24 protein-coding genes are annotated in these 22491 nt (G+C 54.0%); all 24 read right to left on the bottom strand.

The window, feature by feature from the left end; all coding sequences use genetic code 11:
* Positions 1-410: 410 nt before the first annotated feature.
* A complete protein-coding gene (locus CHH67_RS03165; protein WP_095263528.1) occupies positions 411-998 on the bottom strand; it encodes a histidine phosphatase family protein in 588 nt (195 codons plus the stop codon).
* A gap of 33 nt (positions 999-1031) precedes the next feature.
* A complete protein-coding gene (locus tag CHH67_RS03160) occupies positions 1032-1619 on the bottom strand; it encodes an anti-sigma factor family protein (protein ID WP_095263527.1) in 588 nt (195 codons plus the stop codon).
* The gene (locus tag CHH67_RS03155) at positions 1616-2209 is read right to left on the bottom strand and encodes an RNA polymerase sigma factor (RefSeq protein WP_095263526.1); all 594 of its coding nucleotides are present in this window, start codon (positions 2207-2209) and stop codon (positions 1616-1618) included. The genes CHH67_RS03160 and CHH67_RS03155 overlap by 4 nt, the downstream gene beginning before the upstream one ends.
* A 356-nt stretch (positions 2210-2565) precedes the next feature.
* Positions 2566-3660: a prephenate dehydrogenase gene (locus tag CHH67_RS03150; protein ID WP_095263525.1), complete on the bottom strand. Its 1095-nt coding sequence runs from the start codon at positions 3658-3660 to the stop codon at positions 2566-2568.
* A 49-nt stretch (positions 3661-3709) separates the two neighbouring features.
* Entirely contained in the window at positions 3710-4807 is a 1098-nt protein-coding gene (gene hisC / locus CHH67_RS03145; protein ID WP_095263600.1) for a histidinol-phosphate transaminase, read from the bottom strand.
* A 43-nt stretch (positions 4808-4850) separates the two neighbouring features.
* The gene (gene trpA / locus CHH67_RS03140; protein ID WP_095263524.1) at positions 4851-5672 is read right to left on the bottom strand and encodes a tryptophan synthase subunit alpha; all 822 of its coding nucleotides are present in this window, start codon (positions 5670-5672) and stop codon (positions 4851-4853) included.
* The gene (trpB, locus tag CHH67_RS03135; protein WP_095263599.1) at positions 5669-6865 is read right to left on the bottom strand and encodes a tryptophan synthase subunit beta; all 1197 of its coding nucleotides are present in this window, start codon (positions 6863-6865) and stop codon (positions 5669-5671) included. The genes trpA and trpB overlap by 4 nt, the downstream gene beginning before the upstream one ends.
* Positions 6843-7538, bottom strand: coding sequence for a phosphoribosylanthranilate isomerase (locus tag CHH67_RS03130; RefSeq protein ID WP_095263523.1), 696 nt, complete (start codon positions 7536-7538; stop codon positions 6843-6845). Before CHH67_RS03130 ends, trpB begins: the two co-directional genes overlap by 23 nt.
* Positions 7535-8362 carry an indole-3-glycerol phosphate synthase TrpC gene (gene trpC / locus CHH67_RS03125; RefSeq protein ID WP_095263522.1) on the bottom strand — a complete coding sequence of 276 codons (828 nt, stop codon included), beginning with the start codon at positions 8360-8362 and terminating at the stop codon, positions 7535-7537. The genes CHH67_RS03130 and trpC overlap by 4 nt, the downstream gene beginning before the upstream one ends.
* Positions 8352-9392: an anthranilate phosphoribosyltransferase gene (trpD, locus tag CHH67_RS03120; RefSeq protein ID WP_095263521.1), complete on the bottom strand. Its 1041-nt coding sequence runs from the start codon at positions 9390-9392 to the stop codon at positions 8352-8354. Before trpD ends, trpC begins: the two co-directional genes overlap by 11 nt.
* 18 nt (positions 9393-9410) lie before the next feature.
* A complete protein-coding gene (gene trpE / locus CHH67_RS03115; RefSeq protein ID WP_095263520.1) occupies positions 9411-10964 on the bottom strand; it encodes an anthranilate synthase component I in 1554 nt (517 codons plus the stop codon).
* A gap of 425 nt (positions 10965-11389) precedes the next feature.
* Positions 11390-11770: a chorismate mutase gene (aroH, locus tag CHH67_RS03110; protein ID WP_095263519.1), complete on the bottom strand. Its 381-nt coding sequence runs from the start codon at positions 11768-11770 to the stop codon at positions 11390-11392.
* The gene (aroB, locus tag CHH67_RS03105) at positions 11767-12864 is read right to left on the bottom strand and encodes a 3-dehydroquinate synthase (protein WP_095263518.1); all 1098 of its coding nucleotides are present in this window, start codon (positions 12862-12864) and stop codon (positions 11767-11769) included. Before aroB ends, aroH begins: the two co-directional genes overlap by 4 nt.
* A 1-nt stretch (position 12865) precedes the next feature.
* On the bottom strand, positions 12866-14035 hold the full coding sequence (gene aroC / locus CHH67_RS03100) for a chorismate synthase (protein ID WP_095263517.1): 1170 nt from the start codon (positions 14033-14035) through the stop codon (positions 12866-12868).
* 252 nt (positions 14036-14287) lie between these two features.
* The gene (locus CHH67_RS03095) at positions 14288-15100 is read right to left on the bottom strand and encodes a CheR family methyltransferase (protein WP_095263516.1); all 813 of its coding nucleotides are present in this window, start codon (positions 15098-15100) and stop codon (positions 14288-14290) included.
* Between the two features lie 53 nt (positions 15101-15153).
* Positions 15154-15597 carry a nucleoside-diphosphate kinase gene (gene ndk, locus CHH67_RS03090; RefSeq protein WP_095263515.1) on the bottom strand — a complete coding sequence of 148 codons (444 nt, stop codon included), beginning with the start codon at positions 15595-15597 and terminating at the stop codon, positions 15154-15156.
* A gap of 111 nt (positions 15598-15708) precedes the next feature.
* The gene (locus CHH67_RS03085) at positions 15709-16683 is read right to left on the bottom strand and encodes a polyprenyl synthetase family protein (protein WP_095263514.1); all 975 of its coding nucleotides are present in this window, start codon (positions 16681-16683) and stop codon (positions 15709-15711) included.
* A complete protein-coding gene (locus tag CHH67_RS03080; protein ID WP_095263513.1) occupies positions 16680-17540 on the bottom strand; it encodes a menaquinone biosynthesis protein in 861 nt (286 codons plus the stop codon). Before CHH67_RS03080 ends, CHH67_RS03085 begins: the two co-directional genes overlap by 4 nt.
* Position 17541: 1 nt before the next feature.
* Entirely contained in the window at positions 17542-18144 is a 603-nt protein-coding gene (locus CHH67_RS03075; RefSeq protein ID WP_095263512.1) for a UbiX family flavin prenyltransferase, read from the bottom strand.
* The gene (locus tag CHH67_RS03070; RefSeq protein ID WP_095263511.1) at positions 18144-19016 is read right to left on the bottom strand and encodes a UbiA-like polyprenyltransferase; all 873 of its coding nucleotides are present in this window, start codon (positions 19014-19016) and stop codon (positions 18144-18146) included. Before CHH67_RS03070 ends, CHH67_RS03075 begins: the two co-directional genes overlap by 1 nt.
* Entirely contained in the window at positions 19009-19758 is a 750-nt protein-coding gene (locus CHH67_RS03065; protein ID WP_095263510.1) for a demethylmenaquinone methyltransferase, read from the bottom strand. Before CHH67_RS03065 ends, CHH67_RS03070 begins: the two co-directional genes overlap by 8 nt.
* Positions 19759-19769: 11 nt before the next feature.
* Positions 19770-20630: a heptaprenyl diphosphate synthase component 1 gene (locus CHH67_RS03060; protein WP_095263509.1), complete on the bottom strand. Its 861-nt coding sequence runs from the start codon at positions 20628-20630 to the stop codon at positions 19770-19772.
* 113 nt (positions 20631-20743) lie between these two features.
* Positions 20744-21286 (bottom strand): hypothetical protein, encoded by a 543-nt coding sequence (locus CHH67_RS03055; RefSeq protein WP_095263508.1) that lies wholly within the window; start codon positions 21284-21286, stop codon positions 20744-20746.
* A gap of 114 nt (positions 21287-21400) precedes the next feature.
* Positions 21401-22363: a 1,4-dihydroxy-2-naphthoate polyprenyltransferase gene (locus tag CHH67_RS03050; RefSeq protein ID WP_095263507.1), complete on the bottom strand. Its 963-nt coding sequence runs from the start codon at positions 22361-22363 to the stop codon at positions 21401-21403.
* Positions 22364-22491 lie beyond the last annotated feature (128 nt).

The following is a 22491-nucleotide window of genomic DNA, read 5'->3' as shown; positions in this document are numbered from 1 at the left end:
CTACCATCGCCTCGCCGTTATCCATCCCGGATTCCAGGTATGGTTTTAATTCCATTATGGGATGGATTGAATGTTTTGATACCTGACCGGTCTTGAATAAATCAAGCTGGCAGCCTCCGGCACCCTACTCTTTCAACTCTCGCTGTCCTGATTCCCATTTTTAACGAAAATGGCGCCGTATAAACATTCACGCTAAATTTTTCAGGGAGGCTATAACATATCGCATCGTTCGGTAGAATGTTAGCGGGACAACCCTTCTGTTACCAGCTTATGTCAAACTCTCGTCTATCATGATTCATCCGAAGGATCATCTACAATTTCTACTAAAACAAAAAAAAGAAGGCAATCCGCCAGGCAGCACTGCCTGTGGATATACCTTCTCCCTAATCTTCTCCGTGTCGGAAAAAAACTCAAGACTGGCTCGTTATTAAATGGCGGGTACAGTTGTACAGAATCGGCGACCAGTTCTCTCCCTTGCTTTCCATAATCGTCAGGGACAGATTCCCAATTCGCTCATGCTGCAAATCGCTGCATATCACCTTGTACAGCTGAGCCAGAAAGCCGCCATGACTCACAACCAGAATGTGAGCATCAGGGTGCTCATCCTGCATATCCTTCAAGAAGGAAAGCCCTCTCTCCTGCAGCGCGGCGTCCGATTCCTGCCCGACATCCCGGCGGCTCCAGTCCGGACCGAAGCGCTCTTCCCGCTGCTCTGCCGTCAAGCCTTCGGCCTGGCCGTAGGAGCGCTCGCGCAATCGGGCGTCCGGAGCGTGCAGCGGCACGTCGATGAAGGATGAAATGATCTGCGCCGTCTCTTCGGCCCGCGATAATCCGCTGCTGACGATGAAGTCCCAGGAATGCGGCTCCTGCTGAAGCCGCTGGCCCAGAAGACGCGCCTGGTTGCGTCCTTCATCATTGAGAGGAATATCCGTCTGTCCCTGAATTTTGCCCTGTGCGTTCCAATCTGTCAGTCCATGGCGAACAAATCCAATCAGCATAGCGGCCTCACTCCTTTTCCACCTATTCTATATCTATCGTCGTACCCGGTTCAACCTCCGTAAGAAGATCAAGGCCAACCCGACACCGAGTATGGAAAGAACCATCCAGTATTCCGGCTCGGTCGGTTTCATCCCGGCGACAAACGGATCGATAATCCCACTGTTCGTTTTCGGAATGTTATAGCTTCCGTAGTTGCTCCCGGCCACGCCTGTAGGAATAATGCCCGTCGGGGCAGCCTCCGGCTGTGGCTCACTGCTGCTGCCGGTTAGGGCGAAGTACAACAGGCTGGACACGAACAGCGCCAGGAAGCCGGCAATCCATATGATCAGACGCTTTCGAAACACCCGGCTGATGGCACTGCTCTTCGAAGTTTCCTCAACGAGCCACGGGAAATCGCGATAGATTCGATCCATCACGTTTCGGTTCACGTTCTCTGCCTCGATATCGGACACCTCATGCTTCAGCGAATGAACCATTTCCATGCTCTCGACCCACATTTCGTACTCAGCCGCACATGACCGGCAGCCCTGGAGATGATCCTGCAGCCGTCTTCGCCGCAGATCATGCTCAGGCAAATCCCAGACAATCTCCATCAGCTGCTGGGCTTCTTCGCAAGTCATCTGCTTTTCATCCCTTTCAGCTCCTCGAAATCCGGCTCATAGAAATACGGTTCAAGCTGAATTTTCACACTGCCCCGCGCACGAAACAGCAGCGACTTGACAGAGCTGACGCTTTGCCCGAGAATGTCGGCAATTTCCTGATAATCCAATTGATCATACTCCCGCAGGATCAAGGCTGATCTCTGCTTTTCCGGGAGTTTCTTAATCGCTTCTCTAACCATATGTACACGTTCACTGCGCAGGATCGCCTGCTCTGGCGCCCCTTCGTTAGGCGCGATCGGTACAACGCCGCTCTCCTCAAGCGATAGCGTGCCGCTGCGCTGCTTGCGCAGCTCGCTCAGCACCGTATTGCGTGCGATGGTATAAAGCCATGTCGAGAAGGAGGCATCCACCTCCCGAAAGGAGCTCAGGCTGCGAAAAGCTTTGTAGAACGTTTCCGAACACAAGTCCTCAGCCATAACCTCCATCCCGGAGCTCTTCAACATATGATAAACAAACGCTAAAATTTTCCTCTGATAACGACGCATCAATTCCGAATATAATTCCACATTGCCTTGTTTGATCTCTTGAATCAGCTGGGAATCCGTCATATGATTTTGTGTTCCTCCTCACCCCAAGCGGTGCTGACCTCCGTAAACCATATATAATTACGCCTCTTGGTGACTGACTATTCTATGTATTTGGCATTTTCCCCAAATCTTCAACACTAGCACTCTAGCATTATAGCACAATATGGAGAAAAGTTCAGGTTTATGCCAGTGAAATATCCGGGAATCCCCAATACAACAAAAAAAATCCGCCTTCCTCATGGAAGGCGGTCGCACAAAGTGCAATGTTTGGATAGGAGTGGAGAGAAACCATACTGTACTTTTATTATATGTATACGTTTTCATTTTGTCAACATGAAAACGCAATTATTTCCGCTTATTTTTTATTAGTGGGAATTTTAATGATATACAGCGTGTCCCAGCGAGGTAAGCAGCTGCTGTGCCCGCTCCTGCTCCCGCTCGTTCCGGAAAGACAGTCGCATGACACCAGGCACCTCTTCCCGGCTCTCAATGATCTGCACATTGCTCAAGTTGATGCCCTGGGCGCCAAGCTCTGTGGCAATGCTGCCGATAATACCCGGATGGTCAGGCACATCAATATACAGATCATACTGGGATATAATGCTGCCCTTGCGTCTCTCCGGCAGCTCGCTGCGGAATTCACCTGCTCTGCGGAACGCTTCCTCAATCCCCGGGCCGCTGTTGTTCTCGAGCATTGCAATAAAGCCCTGAATCTCCTCGTTCCAGTCCCGCAACAGCGGCAGCAGCACGTCCCGGTTATTCAATAAAATATCGCGCCACACCAGCGGATCGCTTGAGGCGATGCGCGTAATGTCGCGAAACCCGCCGGCAGCGAGCATCCGGTAGAGCGGGTTGTCGTCATTGTAGGTGCGGATTTGGTTCACAAGCGCAACCGCGATAATATGCGGCAGATGACTGATCGCTCCGACGATCTGATCATGCAGCCGCGGCTCAACCTGGACGATATGCGCTCTCGTATGCGCTAGAAGGTCGATCAGCTTCTGCAGCTTATCATCCGGAACGTCATCCGGCGGTGTCAGCACATAATATGCATTTTCAAATAACAGCGAGGATGCCGCTCCAACGCCAGAACGTTCGGACCCTGCCATCGGATGACCTCCGATGAAGCAGGCGTCCTTAAGTGCAAGCGCAGAAGCACATGCTGTAATGCTGGCCTTCGTACTGCCCACGTCTGTAATAATGCAGCCGGGCTTTAAGGTCATCTCGCTTAACAACTGGATGTAGCTTTCCAGGCTGCCCACCGGGACGCATAAAAAGATAACATCCGCATCCTGCGCAGCCTCTGCCGCCGACAAAGTAACATGATCGACGACGCCTTTGGCGATGACCTGTGCGGCGTACTCCTCCGTATGCGCATATCCGGTTACAGTGATGCCCGGCTTGCCTTTGAAGCATAAAGCGAGCGATCCGCCAATCAGGCCGACGCCAAATATGGATATATGAATAGACATGTATACTCACTCGTTTCAAGCTGCATTTAGTAGTAGTGATAATCAGAAATTACACAGGGGCGACTACGTCTCCCAGCGCTTTTTCAAGAAAGCCGATGAAGGTCCGGTTCTGCTCCGGCGTGCCGACGCTGACGCGGATGCAATCCGGATACCGGCTGAATCCAGGACGAACGATAACCCCTTGTCTGAGCAAGGACTGGAACACTTCCTGTCCCGGTCTTTGGACGTTAACCAGAATAAAATTGCCGTGTGCCGGAAAATAAGAGAGGCCCAGGCGATCAAATTCCTGCTGCAAATAAGCGATCCCCTCGGCGTTCAAACGGCGGCAGTTCGCCACAAATTCCTGATCCTGGAGCGCGGCCTTGGCGGCTGCCTGTGCCAACCGGCTCGTGTTGAACGGCTCTCTCACCTGGTTGATCAGCTTCACCACTTCCGGCTCACCAAGGCCATAGCCGATTCGCAGCGAGGCCAACCCGTAAATCTTCGAGAACGTGCGAAGCACGACCAGATTCGGGTACTTCTGCATCAGCTTGATGCTGTCGGGATAAGCTGCATCGGTCACGAATTCGTAGTAGGCCTCGTCCAGCACCACCATGACATGGGAAGGGACGGCATCCAGAAACTTCACAAGCTCGGATTCGGATACAATCGTGCCCGTCGGGTTGTTCGGATTGCATACCCAGACGATCTTCGTCCGGTCATTCACCGCCGCCAGCATGCCGTTCAGATCATGAGTGCCGTCCACGAGCGGCACCTCAATGCTGACTGCTCCCTCAATGTCCGCATTGCTCTTGTAGACCGAGAACGTCTGATCGGCCATAATCGTCTCATCGCCAGGCTGTAGAAATGCCCGGGCAATCAAGGCGATCACCTCATCTGAGCCGCATCCAAAAATGATCTGATCGCTGTTGATGCCAAGGAAATCCGCGAGCTCGCTGCTCAGTTCTGCTGCTGCCCCGTCCGGATAGACGCTGGCTTCATTCAATTCAGCCAGAATCGCTTCCTTAGCCTTGGGTGAGCAGCCGTATGGATTTTCATTGGAGGCCAGCTTGATCACTTCATCCAGCCCGTACTCCTTCTTCACCTCTTCTATCGGTTTACCCGGCTGGTACACCGGGAGGTTCACGATATGCGCTTTCGGTTTCATCCGCTCATTCGCCTCGCTTTTCATATACTAGTAAACTTGAATCCTATGCGGAATCTGATGTTCCTTTTAATTGTGCCACAAACTTGCGGATTTGCAAAAGCCCCTCTTCCCGGCTCTCCTGCTTCTCCAGCAGCGGAATGTTGGATTCGATCTGGCGCACGATCGCGCTGCCGACCACAACCCCATCACAGATTGAAGAGAATCGCGCCACCTGCTCACGCGAGGAGATGCCAAATCCGATGGCAATCGGGACATTGCTGTAGGTTTTGACCGTATTCAAAAAATCCTCGATGCCCGCAAAAAAATCGGCTCGCTCCCCGGTTACGCCAAGCGAGGATACGCAATAAATAAAGCCTGTCGCATCCTTCACGATGCTGGCGATCCGCTCATGGGAGGTCGGAGCGACCAGCGGAATCAGATGGACGTCTGCCTGCCGCGCGCGCTGCCTGATCTCGGCCGCCTCTTCAATCGGCAGGTCAGGGATAATCAAGCCGCTGATCCCATGGGCCACAACCTCTTCAAAGAACGGGTCCAGCCCCATTTGAAGGACGGGATTGTAATACGTAAACAAGATGAACGGAAGCCGGCTTCCCCGCTCCCGCGCCGCAAGGGCAACTTGCATGCACGAGCGGATCGTCACCTTGCCCTTCAAGGCACGCTCCGAAGCGCGCTGGATAACGGGACCGTCGGCCAGCGGATCGGAATATGGGACGCCAAGCTCAACGATGTCCGCCTCCGCTGCTTCCAGCTGGTCAATAATATCCAGCGTCGTCTCCAGATCCGGGTCACCGACTGTAAGGAAAGGGATGAGCGCCGTCTCGTTCTGCTGCTTCAAACGTTCAAATACTGCATCCATCCGGTTCATAGCGTCTTCCCTCCCGTGTAGGCCATAATCGACTCCACATCTTTATCCCCGCGTCCGGACAGGCAGATCACTACGATGCTGTCCTCGCTCCAGGAAGGCGCAAGCTTGACGGCCTGGGCAACCGCATGCGCGGATTCCAGCGCCGGAATAATGCCCTCGGTCCGGCACAGAAGCTGCAATGCCTCCAGCGCTTCCCGATCGGTAATCGGCATGTATTGGACCCGCTCGATATCCTTCAGGTAGGAATGCTCGGGTCCGACGCCCGGATAGTCCAGACCGGCCGAGATGGAGTGCGCCTCCTTGACCTGCCCGTATTCATCCTGAAGCAGATAGCTCATGGAGCCTTGGAATACGCCGTGGGTTCCTTTGGTCATCGTAGCCGCATGATACTCGGTTTCCACACCTTTGCCGGCCGCTTCAACACCGACAAGCTGAACCTCGGTGTCTTCCAGGAACGGGTAGAACATGCCGATTGCATTGCTGCCACCGCCCACCGGCGCCAGAATCGTATCCGGCAGGCGTCCTTCGCTCTCCAATATTTGCCTGCGCGTCTCATCCCCGATAATGCGCTGGAAGTTGCGGACCATCATCGGGTACGGATGAGGACCTACCGCCGATCCGAGAACGTAGAAGGTATCCTCCACGTTGCTTACCCAGTAGCGCAGCGCTTCATTCCCGGCATCCTTTAGCGTACGGCTGCCGGACGTAACCGGGATCACCTCCGCACCGAGCATTTTCATGCGGAAAACGTTAAGCTGCTGGCGCTTGGTATCCTCTTCGCCCATGAACACCTTGCATTCAAGTCCGAGCAGGGCAGCGACCGTAGCCGTTGCCACCCCGTGCTGTCCCGCTCCGGTCTCGGCGATCACCTTCTCCTTGCCCATGCGCTTGGCCAGCACGCCCTGAGCAATGGCATTGTTGATCTTGTGAGCGCCTGTATGGTTCAAATCCTCACGCTTGAGGTATATTTTGGCCTTGCCGAGATGTTGGCTTAGCCGCTCCGCGTAATAGAGCGGGGTCTCCCGGCCGGAGTATTGTTTCAGTAAATAGGCAATTTCCGCCTTGAATTCAGGATCCTCCGCATACCGGTTGTATTCCTGTTCAAGCTCGATTAGCGCATTCATCAGCGTTTCGGGTACGAAGCGCCCGCCAAAAGCGCCAAAACGTCCGTTATTGTCTGGAAGCTGCTGTATCATATCCCTTCACCCTTTCTACGAATGCTTGTACCTTCTGTATATCCTTCACGCCCGGCTCCCGCTCCACACCGCTCGATACATCCACGCCGTCCGGCGCATAACGCGCGATCAGCTCTTTCACATTGCCCGGCTCCAGGCCGCCCGCAATAAACAGCGGGATGCCCTGCGACTCCGCCCAGGCCATATAAGGGGGGATCAGCTCCCAGGCAAACGTTAAGCCGGAGCCTCCGCCATAGACCGGATCATACGTATCGAGCAGCAATCCGTCGATGCAGCCGGCATACGAATCCAGCTGCGCCAGACGCTCCTCCCGGGACATCTCCCCGCGGACCGACAGCGCCTTAAATACGGAAGCCGGGAAGCTCGCTTTCACTTCCCGGCATAATGACGGCGATTCCTGACCGTGCAGCTGCAGCACTTGAAGCGGCACGGTGCGCATAAGCTCTCCAATCGACGACATATCAGGGTTCACGAGCACGCCGACCGCAGCAGGAGGCGGCCCAGCCTCCCAATCCTGCAAGACAGCTGCCAGTTCGGCAGCCTGTGCCGGCGTCACTTGACGGCGGCTCTTGGCAAATACGAATCCGATATAATCCACAGGTAAGTTTATCATTGATTTTAGCACTTCAACGCTTTGAAGTCCACAAATTTTTACTGCGGTTGTACTCATGATCCCACCCCATTAATATCTTGCTCCTGGCGAACGGGAGCAGGCCCCATCAGCTCCGACACCGCCCGGAAAATATCCGCCTGGCGCATGAAATGCTCCCCGACCAGCACCCCCTGTGCGCCGGCATAATGCAGATAGGACAGATCCGCCGCGCTGGTAATCCCGCTTTCGCTGATCAGCGTCACCCCGTCCGGTACGAATGCAGCCAGCTCGGCCGTGGTCTGAAGCGACGTTTCGAATGTGCGAAGATTGCGATTGTTAATTCCGATCAGATTCGCTCCCTCAAGCTCCAGCACAAGGTTCAGCTCATCCCGGTCGTGCACCTCGATCAGGCAATCCAGATCCAGCGCTGCGGCCAGAGACATGAACTCCGACATTTGCTGAGTTGTCAGAATGCTGGCAATGAGCAAAATCGCATCCGCACCCAATAGTCTCGCTTCATAGATTTGATAAGCATCAATGATGAAATCTTTGCGCAGAAGCGGAAGCTTCACCGCTTCCCGAACAGCCGTCAAGTATTCTCCGCTTCCCTGAAAATATTGAACATCCGTCAGTACCGACAGGCAGTCGGCATCCGCCGCCTCGTAGGCTATCGCAATCTGAACCGGGTCAAAATCGGGACGGATCAGCCCTTTGGAAGGCGATGCCTTCTTCACCTCGGCGATCAGCCCCATGCTGCGTTTTCTTCCCTTCGCCAGCGCGCGTTCAAATCCTTTGGTTGGCGGCATATCCGCGATTCTTCTCTCGGCTTCCGGAATGCGCAAAGTTTCGTGCAGCCGGGCTACTTCCGTTCGTTTCGTGTCCACAATCCGATCAAGATACATAGCTAAGTTCCCCCGTCCTCGTAATCAATTGCTTCAGCTTGGCTTCCGCCAATCCTGTATCCACAGCCTCTGCCGCCATTCGCACACCCTCGGCGATGCTGTCCGCAAGACCGGATACGTAGATACAGGCTCCGCTGTTCGCGAGCACAATATCCCGATACGCGCTGCGTTCTCCCTGCAGCACGGAACGAATAATCGCGGCATTCTCCTTCGCGTCTCCACCAAGTATGGCTTCAACGGGATGAACCTTGAGTCCGAGATCCGCCGGATGAATATCATAGGTCCGCACCTCACCGCCTCGCAGCTCGGAAATTCGGGTCAGGCCGGAGATGCTGATTTCGTCCAGCCCGTCATGGCCAGATACAACGAGCGCCCGCTTCAGTCCCAATTCGCTTAGCACCTGGGCGATCGTTTCGGTCTTGCTTTTATCATAAAGGCCGAGCATCTGGCGATCCGCACCGGCCGGGTTGGTGAGCGGCCCGAGCATATTGAACACCGTACGAATACCCAGCTCCTTCCGGGGAGCGGCCGCATGCTTCATTGACGGATGATAGATTTGGGCGAACAAGAAACATATGCCGATGTCCTCCAGACATGCCTTCGCCTGCTCTGCCGTCAGATGAATATTCACCCCGAGCGCCTCTAGTACATCCGCGCTGCCCGCACGGCCCGATGCCGAACGATTGCCGTGTTTGGCGACGCGCACCGATACCGAGGAGGAGATGATCGCCGAAGCGGTGGAGATGTTGATTTTGTGAATGCCGGACCCGCCGGTTCCACATGTGTCCAGCAGCCGGCTTCTTTCTGTCAGCACGCGCCCGCCGGCCGCTCTCATCGCCTCGGCAAAGCCTGTAATCTCCTGCACGGTTTCGCCTTTCATGCGCAGGGCGGTCAGCAGCGAGCCGATCTGTGAATGCGTTGCCTGCCCTTCCATCATGCACTGCATCACCTGCCGGGCCTCCTCACGGTTCAGATCGCGCCCATCGATCAGCCTGGTTATGGCGGATTGCACCTGTTCCATTCCGTTCATCCTGATTCCTCCTCCAGTTTAAGGTGTGTATTCGTACAGATAATCCTGATTGATCGTGTCGCCTGTATCCTGCACAGCAGGGAACATCGCTTCCGCGACCCGAATCGCCTTGAGCATGCCCTTCGCTTTATTTACCGTCTCCTCATATTCCTTCTCCGGCACCGAATCCCATACGATGCCCGCCCCGGCCTGAACATACGCTTTGCCGCCCCGGAAAATAATCGTCCGGATCGTAATGCAGGAGTCCATATTGCCGGTAAAACCGAGATAGCCGATCGCCCCGGCATAGGCTCCGCGGGCCTCGCGCTCCAGCTCCGCGATAATTTCCATCGCCCGAAGCTTCGGCGCCCCCGATACGGTGCCTGCCGGAAGGCAGGACAGAAATGCGTCAAAGAAATCCTTGTTCTCGCCCAGCGTTCCCGAGACGCCGGACACCATGTGCATCACATGCGAATATTTTTCAATCTCCATAAAGCTGTCGCACTTGACCGAACCGAATTCCGATACCCGGCCCAGATCGTTGCGTCCGAGATCCACAAGCATCAGATGCTCTGCCCGCTCCTTCTCGTCCTGCAGCAGATCCTCAGCCAGCGCCTTGTCCTCGGCTTCGTCGGCTCCCCGCGGCCTCGTTCCTGCAATCGGCCTCGTCTCCACCCGCCGTCCGTCTACCTTGACCAGCGCCTCTGGCGAGGTGCCAACAATGATGTCATCATCCATCTTCAGATAATACATGTACGGCGAAGGATTCATCGCTCTCAGCACACGATACACATGCAGCGGGGAGACTTCGGTTTCGATGTGGAACCGCTGGGACAGCACCACCTGAAAAATATCCCCGGCCCGAATATATTCCTTGGCCTGTTCTACGTTGGCGATATACCGCTCTTTGCTCATGTTGGACTGAATATCCCCGAGTTCGACATCTGCCGGAATCCCCCGTGAGTTCACATTCTCACTTGGCCCCTGGTCCTGAAGCCGCTCTGCCGTCTGTTCCAGCTTGGCGCATACGTTCCGGTATTCACAGCGAATGTCCTCATCGGTAGCTCCCGGCTTCACATGAACATTGCCGACCAGCAGAATGTGCTGCTTCACATGGTCGAACACGATGATCTGATCACAGAACATGAAGCGGATATCGTCCATGCCGAGATCATCCATTGCGTGTGCCGGCAGCTTCTCGTAATATTGCAGCAGATCATAGCCGAAAAATCCGATCGCCCCGCCCGTAAACGGCGGCATCTCTTTGAGCTGCGGGCTTTTGTAACGGCGAAGCAGCGCCTTGAGCTCTTCCACCGGCTTGCCTTCAAGCTTGCTTCGCTTGCCCTCCATCTCTACCTCGATATGCCCCTTCTTTCCCGAGATCATAAGGAAGGGATCGGTTCCGATAAAGGAGTAGCGAGCCCACCTTACGCCGCCCTCAACACTTTCCAGTAAAAATGCCCGCTTCCGCTCCGCATAACGTTGGAAAATGCGAATCGGGGTTTCCATATCGGCCAGCAGCCGGATCGCTACCGGAATCAGATTGTATGTGCCCGCCATAGAAACCACTTGCTCCATTGATGGACTAGCCATAATAATCCCTCCCTGAACATGATTTAAATGCAAAAAAACCTCTACTGACGTAGAGGTTTGTAAAAGACCAGATAAGTATATGCCTGAAGAGAGCAAGGTTCAACGCGAACACAGCATAACACAAACAAGCCTGTGCACATGCCTGCCGATACCTCGAAAGCCGCCTGTTGCGTCTTCCTCCGGGCACAGCCTCTCACTCAATCACACTTCCACAGGAAAAAGGTTATACGAATGGTACAACTAACCTACCCGCATGAGCATGTATGAGCAGACGATCGCCCGCAGCATCGGATTCTGAACCTGTTATGAACGTAATTCTTCTCAACTCAGCTCTTCTAAACTCAACTCATCTAAATACGAAACTCTACTCAGCTATTCTGTATCCACTATACAAGAAAAATACGATGGCACGCAACCCCAAATATTTACGGCTGCACACCCGATTCCGACAAGTCGGGCCGAAGCCGCTTGGCTTCGTTCAAATACACATGCTTGATTTCACTCTGGGACTTCTCTGTATTCACCTGCACCATAAAACGAATACAGCGCGGCAGGCTGCCCTTAACCGGAATTTCCACCGAGCACATCAGCGGCACCAGATCCCATCCCTCAAGCTGGCGGATCGCTTTGGCCGGAAATGCCGCATCGAGATCCTGCGTCATCGTAATCCAAATGTTGCTGATATATTCCGGATGAAGGTCATTGCGCTTGACCATCTCTTCGAGCAGACGAAGCGTCTCCTGCATAATCTCCTGTTCATCGTTCCGGGTCACTGTTGTTGCTCCCCGGATGCCACGGTTCATCATACGCTCTCCCCCTTCAACATTTCAACGACGCAACGAACCGCATCTACCGGCACATCCTTCACAATGCTGACGGCGCCGATGGCCTCTGGCACGATAAATACCATCCGCCCCTCCGTAAACTTCTTGTCATGCTGCATCGCAGCCATGATATCATCGACCGACACGTCGGGCGGTAGCGTCACCGGCAAGTTCAGCGCCTTCAGCATGCTGACCGTCTCCTCATAGATCCCCTTGTCCCGTCCAAGCTTCTCGGCCAGCATCGCCGAGCCGGCCATGCCGATCGAGATCGCTTCGCCGTGCAGAAATCTACCGTAGTCGCCAACAGCTTCAATCGCATGCCCGATCGTGTGGCCGAGATTAAGAATAGCCCTCAGGCCACCCTCACGCTCATCTTTGGAGACAACATCGGCCTTGATCGCACATCCGCGCTCCAGCCCATAGCTCAGCGCCTCCGGATCAAGACGCAGCAGATCTGCGGCATGATCCCGGCACCAGTATGCAAAGTCACGGTCAAGAATGAGCCCGTGCTTCACCATCTCGGACAGGCCGGCCGATATATCGCGCGGCGGCAATGTCAGCAGCGTATTGACATCGTACAGCACCATCACCGGCTGATGGAAGGCGCCGATCATGTTTTTTGCCAGCGGGTGATTGACAGCTACCTTACCCCCGACGCTGCTGTCATGCGCCAGAATGGTCGTCGGAATCTGCACGAAGGTTACGCCGCGCATATATGTAGCTGCAACGAATCCGGCTAAATCGCCAACCACGCCGCCACCGAGAGCGAACACGGCTGAGCTGCGGTCCAGCCCCCCTTGAATCGCCGTTGTCATCACTTCCTCGAACGTCTGCAGCGACTTGGAGGATTCCCCGGCAGGAACGATATGGGAGATGACCGAATAGCCCGCAGCGGCCAGTGTCTCCTCGGCCTGCTGCAAATAATGCGGCGCCACCTTGTCATCGGTCACGATCAGATGTGTGCTGTTACGGTTAATGCCCCGGGCGATGCTCAGCTCTCCGAGCCGCTCCAGCAGCCCTGACCCGATGTAGATCGGGTAAGAGCGCTCGCCGAGCTCTACATGCAGCGTCCTCATCTTAATAATTCTCCAGCTGGGACAGGTAGTTTTCGTAGTTGGCGCGAATTTCCTCCATGGAATCTCCGCCGAATTTCTCAAGAAATGCCTTGGCCACTTCCCAGGTCACGACATGCTCCATCACCACGCTTGCCGCTGGAACCGCGCAGGCATCCGAACGCTCTACCTGGGCCGTGAACGACTCTTTCGTATCAATATCTACGCTTTGCAGCGGCTTGTACAGTGTCGGAATCGGCTTCATGACACCGCGCACGACAATCGGCATGCCGTTGGTCATTCCGCCTTCAAAGCCGCCGAGACGATTCGTGGCACGGTGGTATCCGCGCTCTTTGTTGTACATGATCTCATCATGCACCTGGGAGCCGCGAAGCCGTCCCGCTTCAAAACCGATGCCGACTTCCACCCCTTTGAAGGCGTTGATCGACATCACCCCTTGTGCAATGCGCCCGTCCAGCTTGCGGTCGTACTGGACATGGCTGCCGAGGCCGACGGGCAAGCCTTCAATAATGCATTCCACGATGCCGCCGATGGAGTCGCCTTCCTTTTTAATCTGATCGATATAAGCCTCCATTTTCTTCTCCGTTTCCGGATCGACCACACGGACCGAGGACGCTTCTGTCCGCTCAATCAGCTCATCGATCGGGAGGTTATGGGGCGGGGCTTCGATTTCTCCAATACGGATGACCTGCCCTGCAATTTTGATGCCGAACTGCTCCAGGAACTGTCTCGCGATGGCTCCGCATGCTACCCGCACCGCTGTTTCCCTTGCGCTCGAACGCTCCAGAACATTGCGCAGGTCCTTCAAGTTATATTTCAGGCCGCCGTTCAGATCCGCATGCCCCGGACGAGGGCGAAATACCCGCCGCTTCTCTTCGTCACTGCCCTCAATCGGCTCGACATTCATAATATTGCGCCAATGGGTGAAATCCTTGTTCTCCACCACCAAGGCCACCGGTGCTCCTGTCGTATATCCGTGGCGCACGCCGCCCACAATCTGGGCCGTATCCTTCTCGATCTGCATCCGGCGTCCACGGCCGTAGCCCTTCTGTCTCCGGTGTAATTGAAAATTAAGCGCCTCGAAATCAATGCGCATATTGCTGGGAAGTCCTTCAATAATCGCAGTCAGTTGCGGTCCATGCGTTTCTCCTGCCGTCAAATAGCGTAGGCTCATGATGCTTTTCCCCCTTTAAACTTTTAAGCGTTAAAACGCTAAAATCCGTAAATATCTCCTGATATTATAGTATACGTCGTAAGCTTTGACAAGAAACCTCAGTCTAAATCAAAAGCGCCTCCCATCCGACGGATTGAAAAGCGCTTCTCGTTATTCTAACTTCAAAATCCATGTGCAAAAAGCCGCCGCTTCTTCATGTTCAATCAACATTCTATGTATGATGCCATCGCCAGCACGAGGCTCGCTTCCAACCTATGAAGCCGCGATCGTTTTCTGGTAGAAGAACGTCTCGCTGCTCTCCAAACCGTACTGGATCGAATTGAAAATTTGCTCCGTGCTTCCGACGAACAAAAAGCCCCCCGGCTTCAAGCTCGCTGCAAATTTTGTATACAGCTTGTGCTTAGCCTCTTCCGTAAAATAAATCATTACATTCCGGCAAACGATCAGATCAAAGCCGGAGTCAAAACGGTCTGTCAGCAAATTTTGCTTCTGGAAGTTGACTTCCTTCTTCAGACTGTCACTGAAGCGGTACAGATGACCCTCCTCGGTAAAATAGCGTGAAGCTACAGCCGGCGGCACATCCTTGAGCGATCTTTCCAGATACATGCCTTCCTTCGCTTTGCTCAGCGCCCCGTCATCGATGTCGGTCGCAAGAATGCTCGTCCTGGCGAGCAACCCCTTCTCCGCCAAAATCATCGCCAGCGTATAAGGCTCTTCCCCGGTGGAGCAAGCAGCGCTCCACACTTTCAGCTGCCCGCTGTTGCGGCTCGTTAGTGCCGGCAATATTTTGTCCTGAAGCACTTCCCACCGATTCGGATTGCGCCAAAACTCCGATACGTTGATGGTCATCCGGTCCAGAAACTCATGGAACAACGCCTTGTCCTTCATCATCGCCTCGTAAAAGACGGTAAAGGAATCAAAGCCTTTCTTCATCCGCAGCGTAGTCAGTCTGCGCTTCATCTGCGCTTCCTTGTATTCAGCGAGATTAATGCCCGTGCTGCGCTCGATATTATGGACAAAATCGATATAATCCTTATCTTCTGGTAATGTCACCTGTTCCGTCATCCTATCATTCCCGTGCTTTCATATATTGTTCTATACATGGTCAACGCCGCCTCTTACAGCCACGGAGCCAGCGTCTTCTCATAACGGACCAGCTCATGGGCTTCGAAGAAATTGGCGATTTCCTTCTCCGCGCTCTCCGGCGAATCGGAGCCATGAATGAGATTGTGGGGCGTGTGAGCCGCAAAGTCACCGCGGATCGTGCCCGGCAGCGCTTCCTTCACATTGGTTTTGCCAATGACTTGTCTGGACAGCGCGATGATATCATCGCCTTCCCACACCATCGCAAATACCGGCCCGGACGTTATAAAATCCACCAGGTTGCGATAGAAATCCTTGCCTTCGTGCTCCGCATAATGCCTTCTTGCCTGTTCATCCGAGATTTGCAAAAACTTGCCTGCCACCAGCTTGAAACCCTTGTCCTCCAAACGGCTGATAATGCGCCCCATAAGGCCGCGCTGTACACCGTCAGGCTTTACCATTAGAAAAGTACGTTCCATAGACCTGTCACTCTTCCTCTCTCAATACAGGATCATCTTGTCAGCTGCTTTTGCGATCTATCATGACATGTTGTAACCGTATTTTAACAGAAAGCTTGGTTCGGGTTAAGCCTAATATGAACGTTTTGTTATAAAATGGGCAATCTCTCTCAAATGTTTTTTCGTTTTAATATCAGGCAGCGTATCCAGCGCATCCAGCGCTTTGCGGATATAGCGGTCTGCCAGCGCCTCCGATTTGGCAATGCCAGAACTCGCTCTCACCAGCTGAACTGCCTCCGATACGTCGCATTGGCCGTTCATCGCCTGAATGCGATCCAGCTCTTGCCGCAGCGGCTCGCTCACATGGTGATCGCCAAGGGCGAATATGACCGGAAGGGTGATGTTGCCCTGCCGCATATCGCTTCCCGGTGGTTTGCCGATCTGCTTCTCCGTGCCGCACAGATCCAGCAGGTCATCCTGAATCTGAAAAGCCATGCCGACGTTATAGCCGAAACGGTATAGCCCGCTTGCTACCCGTCGGTCAGCATTGGCAGCCAGCGCGCCCAGCTGGCAGCTGATCGCAATCAGCAGGGAGGTTTTGCGGCGGATCCGCAGCAGGTAGCGGCGGATATTCTGCTCGGTGTTGAAGAAATCCCGAATCTGCTCCATCTCGCCAATCGCCATCTCGACCATCGCCTTGGCCAAAATACGGTGAATTTCAGGCGCCTCCAGCTTCGTTGTCAGCTCGAGCGCCCGGCCGTAAATATAGTCCCCGGTATACATCGCGACCCGGTTGTCCCATTTGGCCTTCACCGTCGGCTTGCCGCGCCGGGTCTCCGCATCGTCAATGACATCGTCATGCACCAGGGAAGCACTGTGAATCAGCTCAAGCGGAACCGCCACAAGCTTCAGCCGCTCGATATCATAGCTCCCGAACTTCCCGCCCATCAGCACGAACACGGGGCGAAGCCGCTTGCCTCCGGCGCGCAGCAGATGAAGAGAGGTCTCGGTCAGCTCGGGGCTGTCTCCTTCCACGCTCAGGTACAGCTCTTTCTCAATAACGTCCATATCCTTCTTGAGTGTTCCGAAAATGTCAAATCGTTTCATTTCTTCACCCGCAAACTCAATTTCTCGTTCCATAGCTCTGGCGTCACTTCATGCTGCAAGAGCCCCAGCTCATGCGCATATTTCAAATATAAACGCAGCCCTTCCTGATGCCGCGCATTAAAATCATAGCACAGGTTCGTAAAGTAATTCGACCAATAGGCGGCTGTCCCTCCGATCCGGTCCACCGCTTCCGCGATAATGGGCGACAGATCCTGCAGGCTTCGCTGCTTGCTGTCCTCGAACATCGCCGCAATCTCCGCCATCCCTTCGGCGTTCCGCTCCACCGCTTCCCGGTTGACGGCCCATACCGCAAAGGTCATGCTGCAGCCGGTCAGCTCCTTCCACCATTGCCCCAGGTCGGTCACATAATAGTCCTTGCTGTCCCAGGATGCCCGGATGGCGTTGTCGCCAATCAGCAAGGCCGCATCCGCGACCTCCAGCATATCCTCAAGCACCGGCTCGGTTGTCATATAGGTGTGCGAACCGCCGTTTAAGGCCATCAAAATCTTCAGCAGATTCACCGAAGTGGCCGAGGTGTTGGTCATGGCAATGGTCGCGTTTGTCAGTTCGTGCAGCGGCTGTCTGGAAAACAGCAGGATCGACTTGACCGGCCCGTCGGCGCTGACAGACAAATCCGGCAGCAGCAGCAGCTTGTCCGCTGCCTCTGCGTAAGCGAAGGAGGACAGCGCGCCGATCTGAATCTCTCCCCGGCTCATCCCCCGGTTAAGCTCGGCGGGAACCTTCGTGACCATCTCCGCTTCCGTGGCCAGAAGCTCCGGGTTCACGTAATGAAAAATCGGCCATGCATTGGTGTAGCTGATTTTGCCAATGACGGTTGTTTTGTTCGTCCCCGGCATGTTACTCACCCCATCTTCTATACAATTGATGCTCGATTCTCAAGCTGTCGAGAACTTTGCCCACGAGGAAATGAACCAGATCATCCAAGCTTTGCGGATGAAAATAAAAGGCCGGCATAGCCGGAATAATCTTGACCCCCAGCCTGGCCAGCTTCAGCATGTTCTCCAAATGAATGGCATGGAGCGGCGTTTCCCTCGGAACAAGCACGAGCGGCCGCCCTTCCTTCATCATGACGTCCGCCGCTCTCCCCATCAGGTTGTCCGAAGTGCCGTGCGCGACAGAGGACAGCGTGCCCATCGAGCAAGGCATGATGATCATGCCTTCCACCCGATAGGAGCCGCTGGCAATCGTCGCTCCAATATCACCGATCGGATGATAGGTCAGCGCGTCTTCGTATCCGGCGAACTTCTCGTGCAGGACGGCCTCGCGCTGCGAAGCTCCCCATCCCAGTTCCTCAGACAATACACGCCATCCGGCGTTCGTAATGATCAAATCGACATGGTAGCCAAGCGACAGCAGCGTTTCGACCAGTCGCACGCCGTAGATGCTGCCGCTAGCCCCCGTAATACCGACTACCCAGCTTTTTGCGCGAATGTCTTCCATCAGCGATAACGCACCACCAAATCAATCAGAGTAAAAACAAACAGAACGATGCTAAGCGTGCTGTTCATCGTGAAGAACGCGGTCTGCAGCCGGCTCATATCATTCGGCGACAGAATGTAATGCTGATAGAACAGAATGCCGCATGCAATCAGCATACCGATCAAATACCACCAGTTCAGCGGCGTCACAAAAAATAAAACAATGAAGCCAATTGCGGTGATGACGTGGAATCCGCGTGCGAACCAGAGCGCTTTATGAAGACCGAATCGGGACGGGATGGAGTACAGCCCTTCCTTCTTGTCAAAGTCCTGATCCTGACAGGCATAGATTACATCGAAGCCCGCCGTCCAGAAGGCCAGTGCCACGTAGAACAGCAGCGCCTTCCAGTCCACCTGACCGGTAACGGCTACCCAGCCACCGAGCGGGGCCAGCGCGGTCGTGAAACCAAGCACAACATGGCACAGCCAGGTGAAGCGTTTCGTAAACGAATAGATGATCAGCATGAATATCGCAATCGGCAGCAGCCGGAACGCAAACGGGTCCAGCATGTAGGTGGCCCAGAAAAATACAGCGAATGATGCAATAATAAATAATATGACTTCATTAGGCTTGAGCAGGCCTGCCGGAATCGCCCGTTTGGCGGTTCGTGGGTTTTTGGCGTCTATTTTCTTGTCGGTGATCCGGTTCAGACCGAAGGCGGCGCTTCTTGCGCCAAACATGGCCAGGAAGATCCATCCGATATCCCCCCAAGACGGAAGGTGGTCGAACACAACTGCAGAGCCAAGGATGGCTCCCATAAATGCGAAAGGCAGAGCAAACAGGGTATGCTCCACTTTGATCATTTCAAGATAAGTTCGTATTTTCTTAAACATCCAGATTCTCCTTGATCCCAATATGTAATGCCGCGATGCCACCGGTCAAGGAAAAGGCCTGAACTTCTTGAAGCCCGGTCTGACGGAAAGCTTCGGCAAGCTCCTCCCTTCCGGGAAACAGCTTGAGCGACTCGGGCAGCCATTTATACTGTTCGTACCGCTTGGCAAACATCTTTCCCAGAAGAGGAAGCAGTTTTTCGAAATAAAAATAATACAGGAATTTAAAAGGCTGCCAGGTTGGCTTGGACAATTCCAGACATACTACCATCCCGCCCGGCTTCACAACCCGCTTCATCTCGCGCAGCACCTGCATGTAGTCCGGCACGTTGCGTAGCCCGAAGCCGATCGTGGCGTAATCGAATTGATTGTCGGCAAACGGAAGGCTCATCGCATTCCCCTGGACCAGTCGGATATGATCCTGCAGCCCTTCCTTGGCCACCTTGCCACGGCCAACCTCCAGCATGCCCTCGCTAAAATCAAGGCCGACGATTTCGCCGGTTCCGCTTGCCTTGGCCATGCTGATCGTCCAGTCACAAGTGCCGCAGCACAGGTCGATGGCCGTATCGCCTTGACGCATGTTCATTCGGTTCATGGTGAACTTGCGCCAGGCTTTATGCCTTCTGAAGCTTAAAATATCGTTCATCATATCGTATTTTCCGGCAATGCTCTCGAATACGGAGTGAACGTATTTCTCCTTCGGGCTTCGCCCGTCATGCTTCACATTAGAAATCTCGTTGTCCACTTGCGTTCCCCCTACCCTTCACTAACGACGGTGCGATATGTGCCGAGACGCTTTAGGAACGGCTCCAGCATAAGTTCAAATTGACCTTCCGGATGACGACCCGGGATCAGCTGCCTCGCCGCCTGGACAGACTCCCTCAGCTTGTCCAGCAGCCGCTCCATCACCTTATGCTTCAGCACCAGCTTTCTCCAGTCCTTGGCATCGCTTTTGTCACCCGTCAGAAGCCTTCGCTCTTCATCGTTGACCTGCTCCAGCAAATACCAGTAGCCATACCCTTGCCTGCCGGTCTCCGGAGAACTGCAGCGATCCATTTCGCGAATGAGGGTCTCGCATTGGCTCACTTGGGTCAGCAAGGCCTTGAAATTATCCTGCACCGCTTCTTCCAGCAGGGATGCAAAAGAAAGGAACAGCTGCATATTCAGCTGCACCATGTGCTTCAAGTATTCCTCTGCCGTCAGCTTCATTTCTCTCATCTTGCTGTACAGATTCATCTTCATCACATTGACATCGCTCACCGCTCTGCCCAGCAGCGAGATGACAGAAATGCTTCCGCTTTGTGCCAGCAGCTGATAGAAGCGACCGCTGAAATAATCGCCTGCCAGCACTTTCAGCTGCAAGGAGCGCATCTGGCTCTCCCCCCGGCTGCCCGTCGTCGCATCGATGCTCTCGTGCGTATCCAGCCCCAGCTGAACCAATGATGTTACGAGGGCATACAACTCCTCCTGATCCGCTGTATTCCGCCCGGAGTTCTTCAAAAATATGTATAGCAAATGAACGCGCGCATCCGGAAAGCTCGGAAGCTGCGTATGATTTTGAATCATATCATAATTCATATATTTCTCTGCCAGTTGGGGTACGCGATACGGTTTCATGCTCAGCCTCCGTGCAACTTGATGTTCTATTATCCGATTAAGCTCTCAATCCAATCTATTATAACACATCATGCAGGCACGTACATGCCTGTTCCTGTACTAATTTACCCGTTTCAGCGGCCTATGAATTGCTTTTCCCACAGATTGGTGACCGTAAGATGCAGCGATGACAAGACCGGCTCCGGAATCCTGCCATCTTCCAAATTCAGCAGCGCCTCCTCGTAAGAGGTCTGCCACTCCGATCTTCTCATGTCCGAGGCCAGCAGCAAATACCGCTTGCCGCCCCAGCGGTCGACGGCCATGACGCGAAGGAAGAGCTGTTCGACATTGTCGGTGCCCTCAAAGCTATAAGAGAACAGGCTGGTGACATCCTCATAGATATCCCGGACAGCAACATTGCGTTCAGGCATCTGCAAATCGACCATCAGCGCCCCGCCATCCCAGTCAGCACGACTGATCTTCAAATGGAGCGGCACGCTCGATAATGCGTCCACCAGAATCTCATCGCTCATATTGCGGACATGACGCGGGAAGAAAGCGGGCGCAGCCCCGGAGTCGGCACGCACGGATGTAAACAGTCCCAGTAATAGTATCAGCAGCAGCATCGCAGCTGAGGCCGGCAGCACAACAGCCTGAACGGACTTCCAATATTTCATGAAACTCCCTCCTCTGCTTTAGTTTCCTCAAGCCTGGCAAGCTCCATACCTCATTGTACAATTAAAAAAAGCAGGCTATGCCTGCTTTTTACGCAAGTTCCATCCGTATTCAGTTCAGAACAATGTGGGGGATGTCCAGGCCACGGTGACCGCCAGCGCGACAATCCTCGCCACATTCATAAACACAAAGTTTTGCACCGCGATCACAAATGTCCTCTTCTTGGAGGGATCGGCCGTGAATATGGCGCTTTTCTTGTATACCGGGGCGAGGGTGATCAACACCAGCATAATTAACACGGGATGCACCTTCATCAGAAGAAGGGCTGCAAGGTCCAGATAGGCAAGGAAATACAGCAGCCGGAACAGCTTCAATGACGGCCGGAACCCGATATATACAGGCAGTGTATACCGCTTGTTCTCCAGATCCTCCTCCATATCGCATATGTTGTTGGCCAGCATGATGTTGGCAATCCCGAGGATGGCCGGCATCGAGACAACGAGCAGCAGCAGCACCTCCGGAAGATTTACCTGAAGGGACAGCACGCCGCCATGCAGCGCCAGTACTGCGAGGTGGCTGTCCGCCACATGAATCCAGGTCGAAATAAAGATGATGACAAATCCCATAAACAGCCCGGAGAACAGTTCGCCAAGCGGCATGCGCGAGATCGGGATAGGCCCGAACGAATACAATATCCCAACGGCAAAAGACATTCCGCCCAGCAGCAGGATCAGCCAGCCCGTGGACAAGAAAAGGAGAAGTCCCGCCCCGACAGCGGTCAGGATCAGCACGAGGATAACGGACACGACCGCCGGCTCCTTCATGTTATAACGGACGATGGCATTGTGTTCTTCGTAACCGAAGCCATGCTTTTTAATCGCCTTTTTGTAATCGTAATAGTTGTTCAGCGCGGTTGTTGCCATATCAAACGACAGCAGTGAGACAAGCATCAGTGCAAAATGGTATCCGTCGAACTCTTGAAACCGAAACAGGGCGTACAACGTTCCGAACAGAAATGGTATCATGCTGGCAACCTTCGTCGGTATCTCCACCAGTTTGATAAAAGCCCGGATTCCCATACCCATCATCCTTTATCCCTTTGATCTGATTTCAGATTACAGGATTTCAGGGCCGTCGTCTGTTCGAATTGTACTTGACAAATCCGTTTGTAAAAGTGATGAATGTTACTTTTAGAGTGAGAACAGCC

The sequence above is a fragment of the Paenibacillus campinasensis genome (genome assembly GCF_002272015.1).
Classification (GTDB): domain Bacteria; phylum Bacillota; class Bacilli; order Paenibacillales; family Paenibacillaceae; genus Paenibacillus_AQ; species Paenibacillus_AQ campinasensis.
Note: the sequence above shows the minus strand (reverse complement) of the source record. Positions and strands in the feature narration are given on the sequence as shown.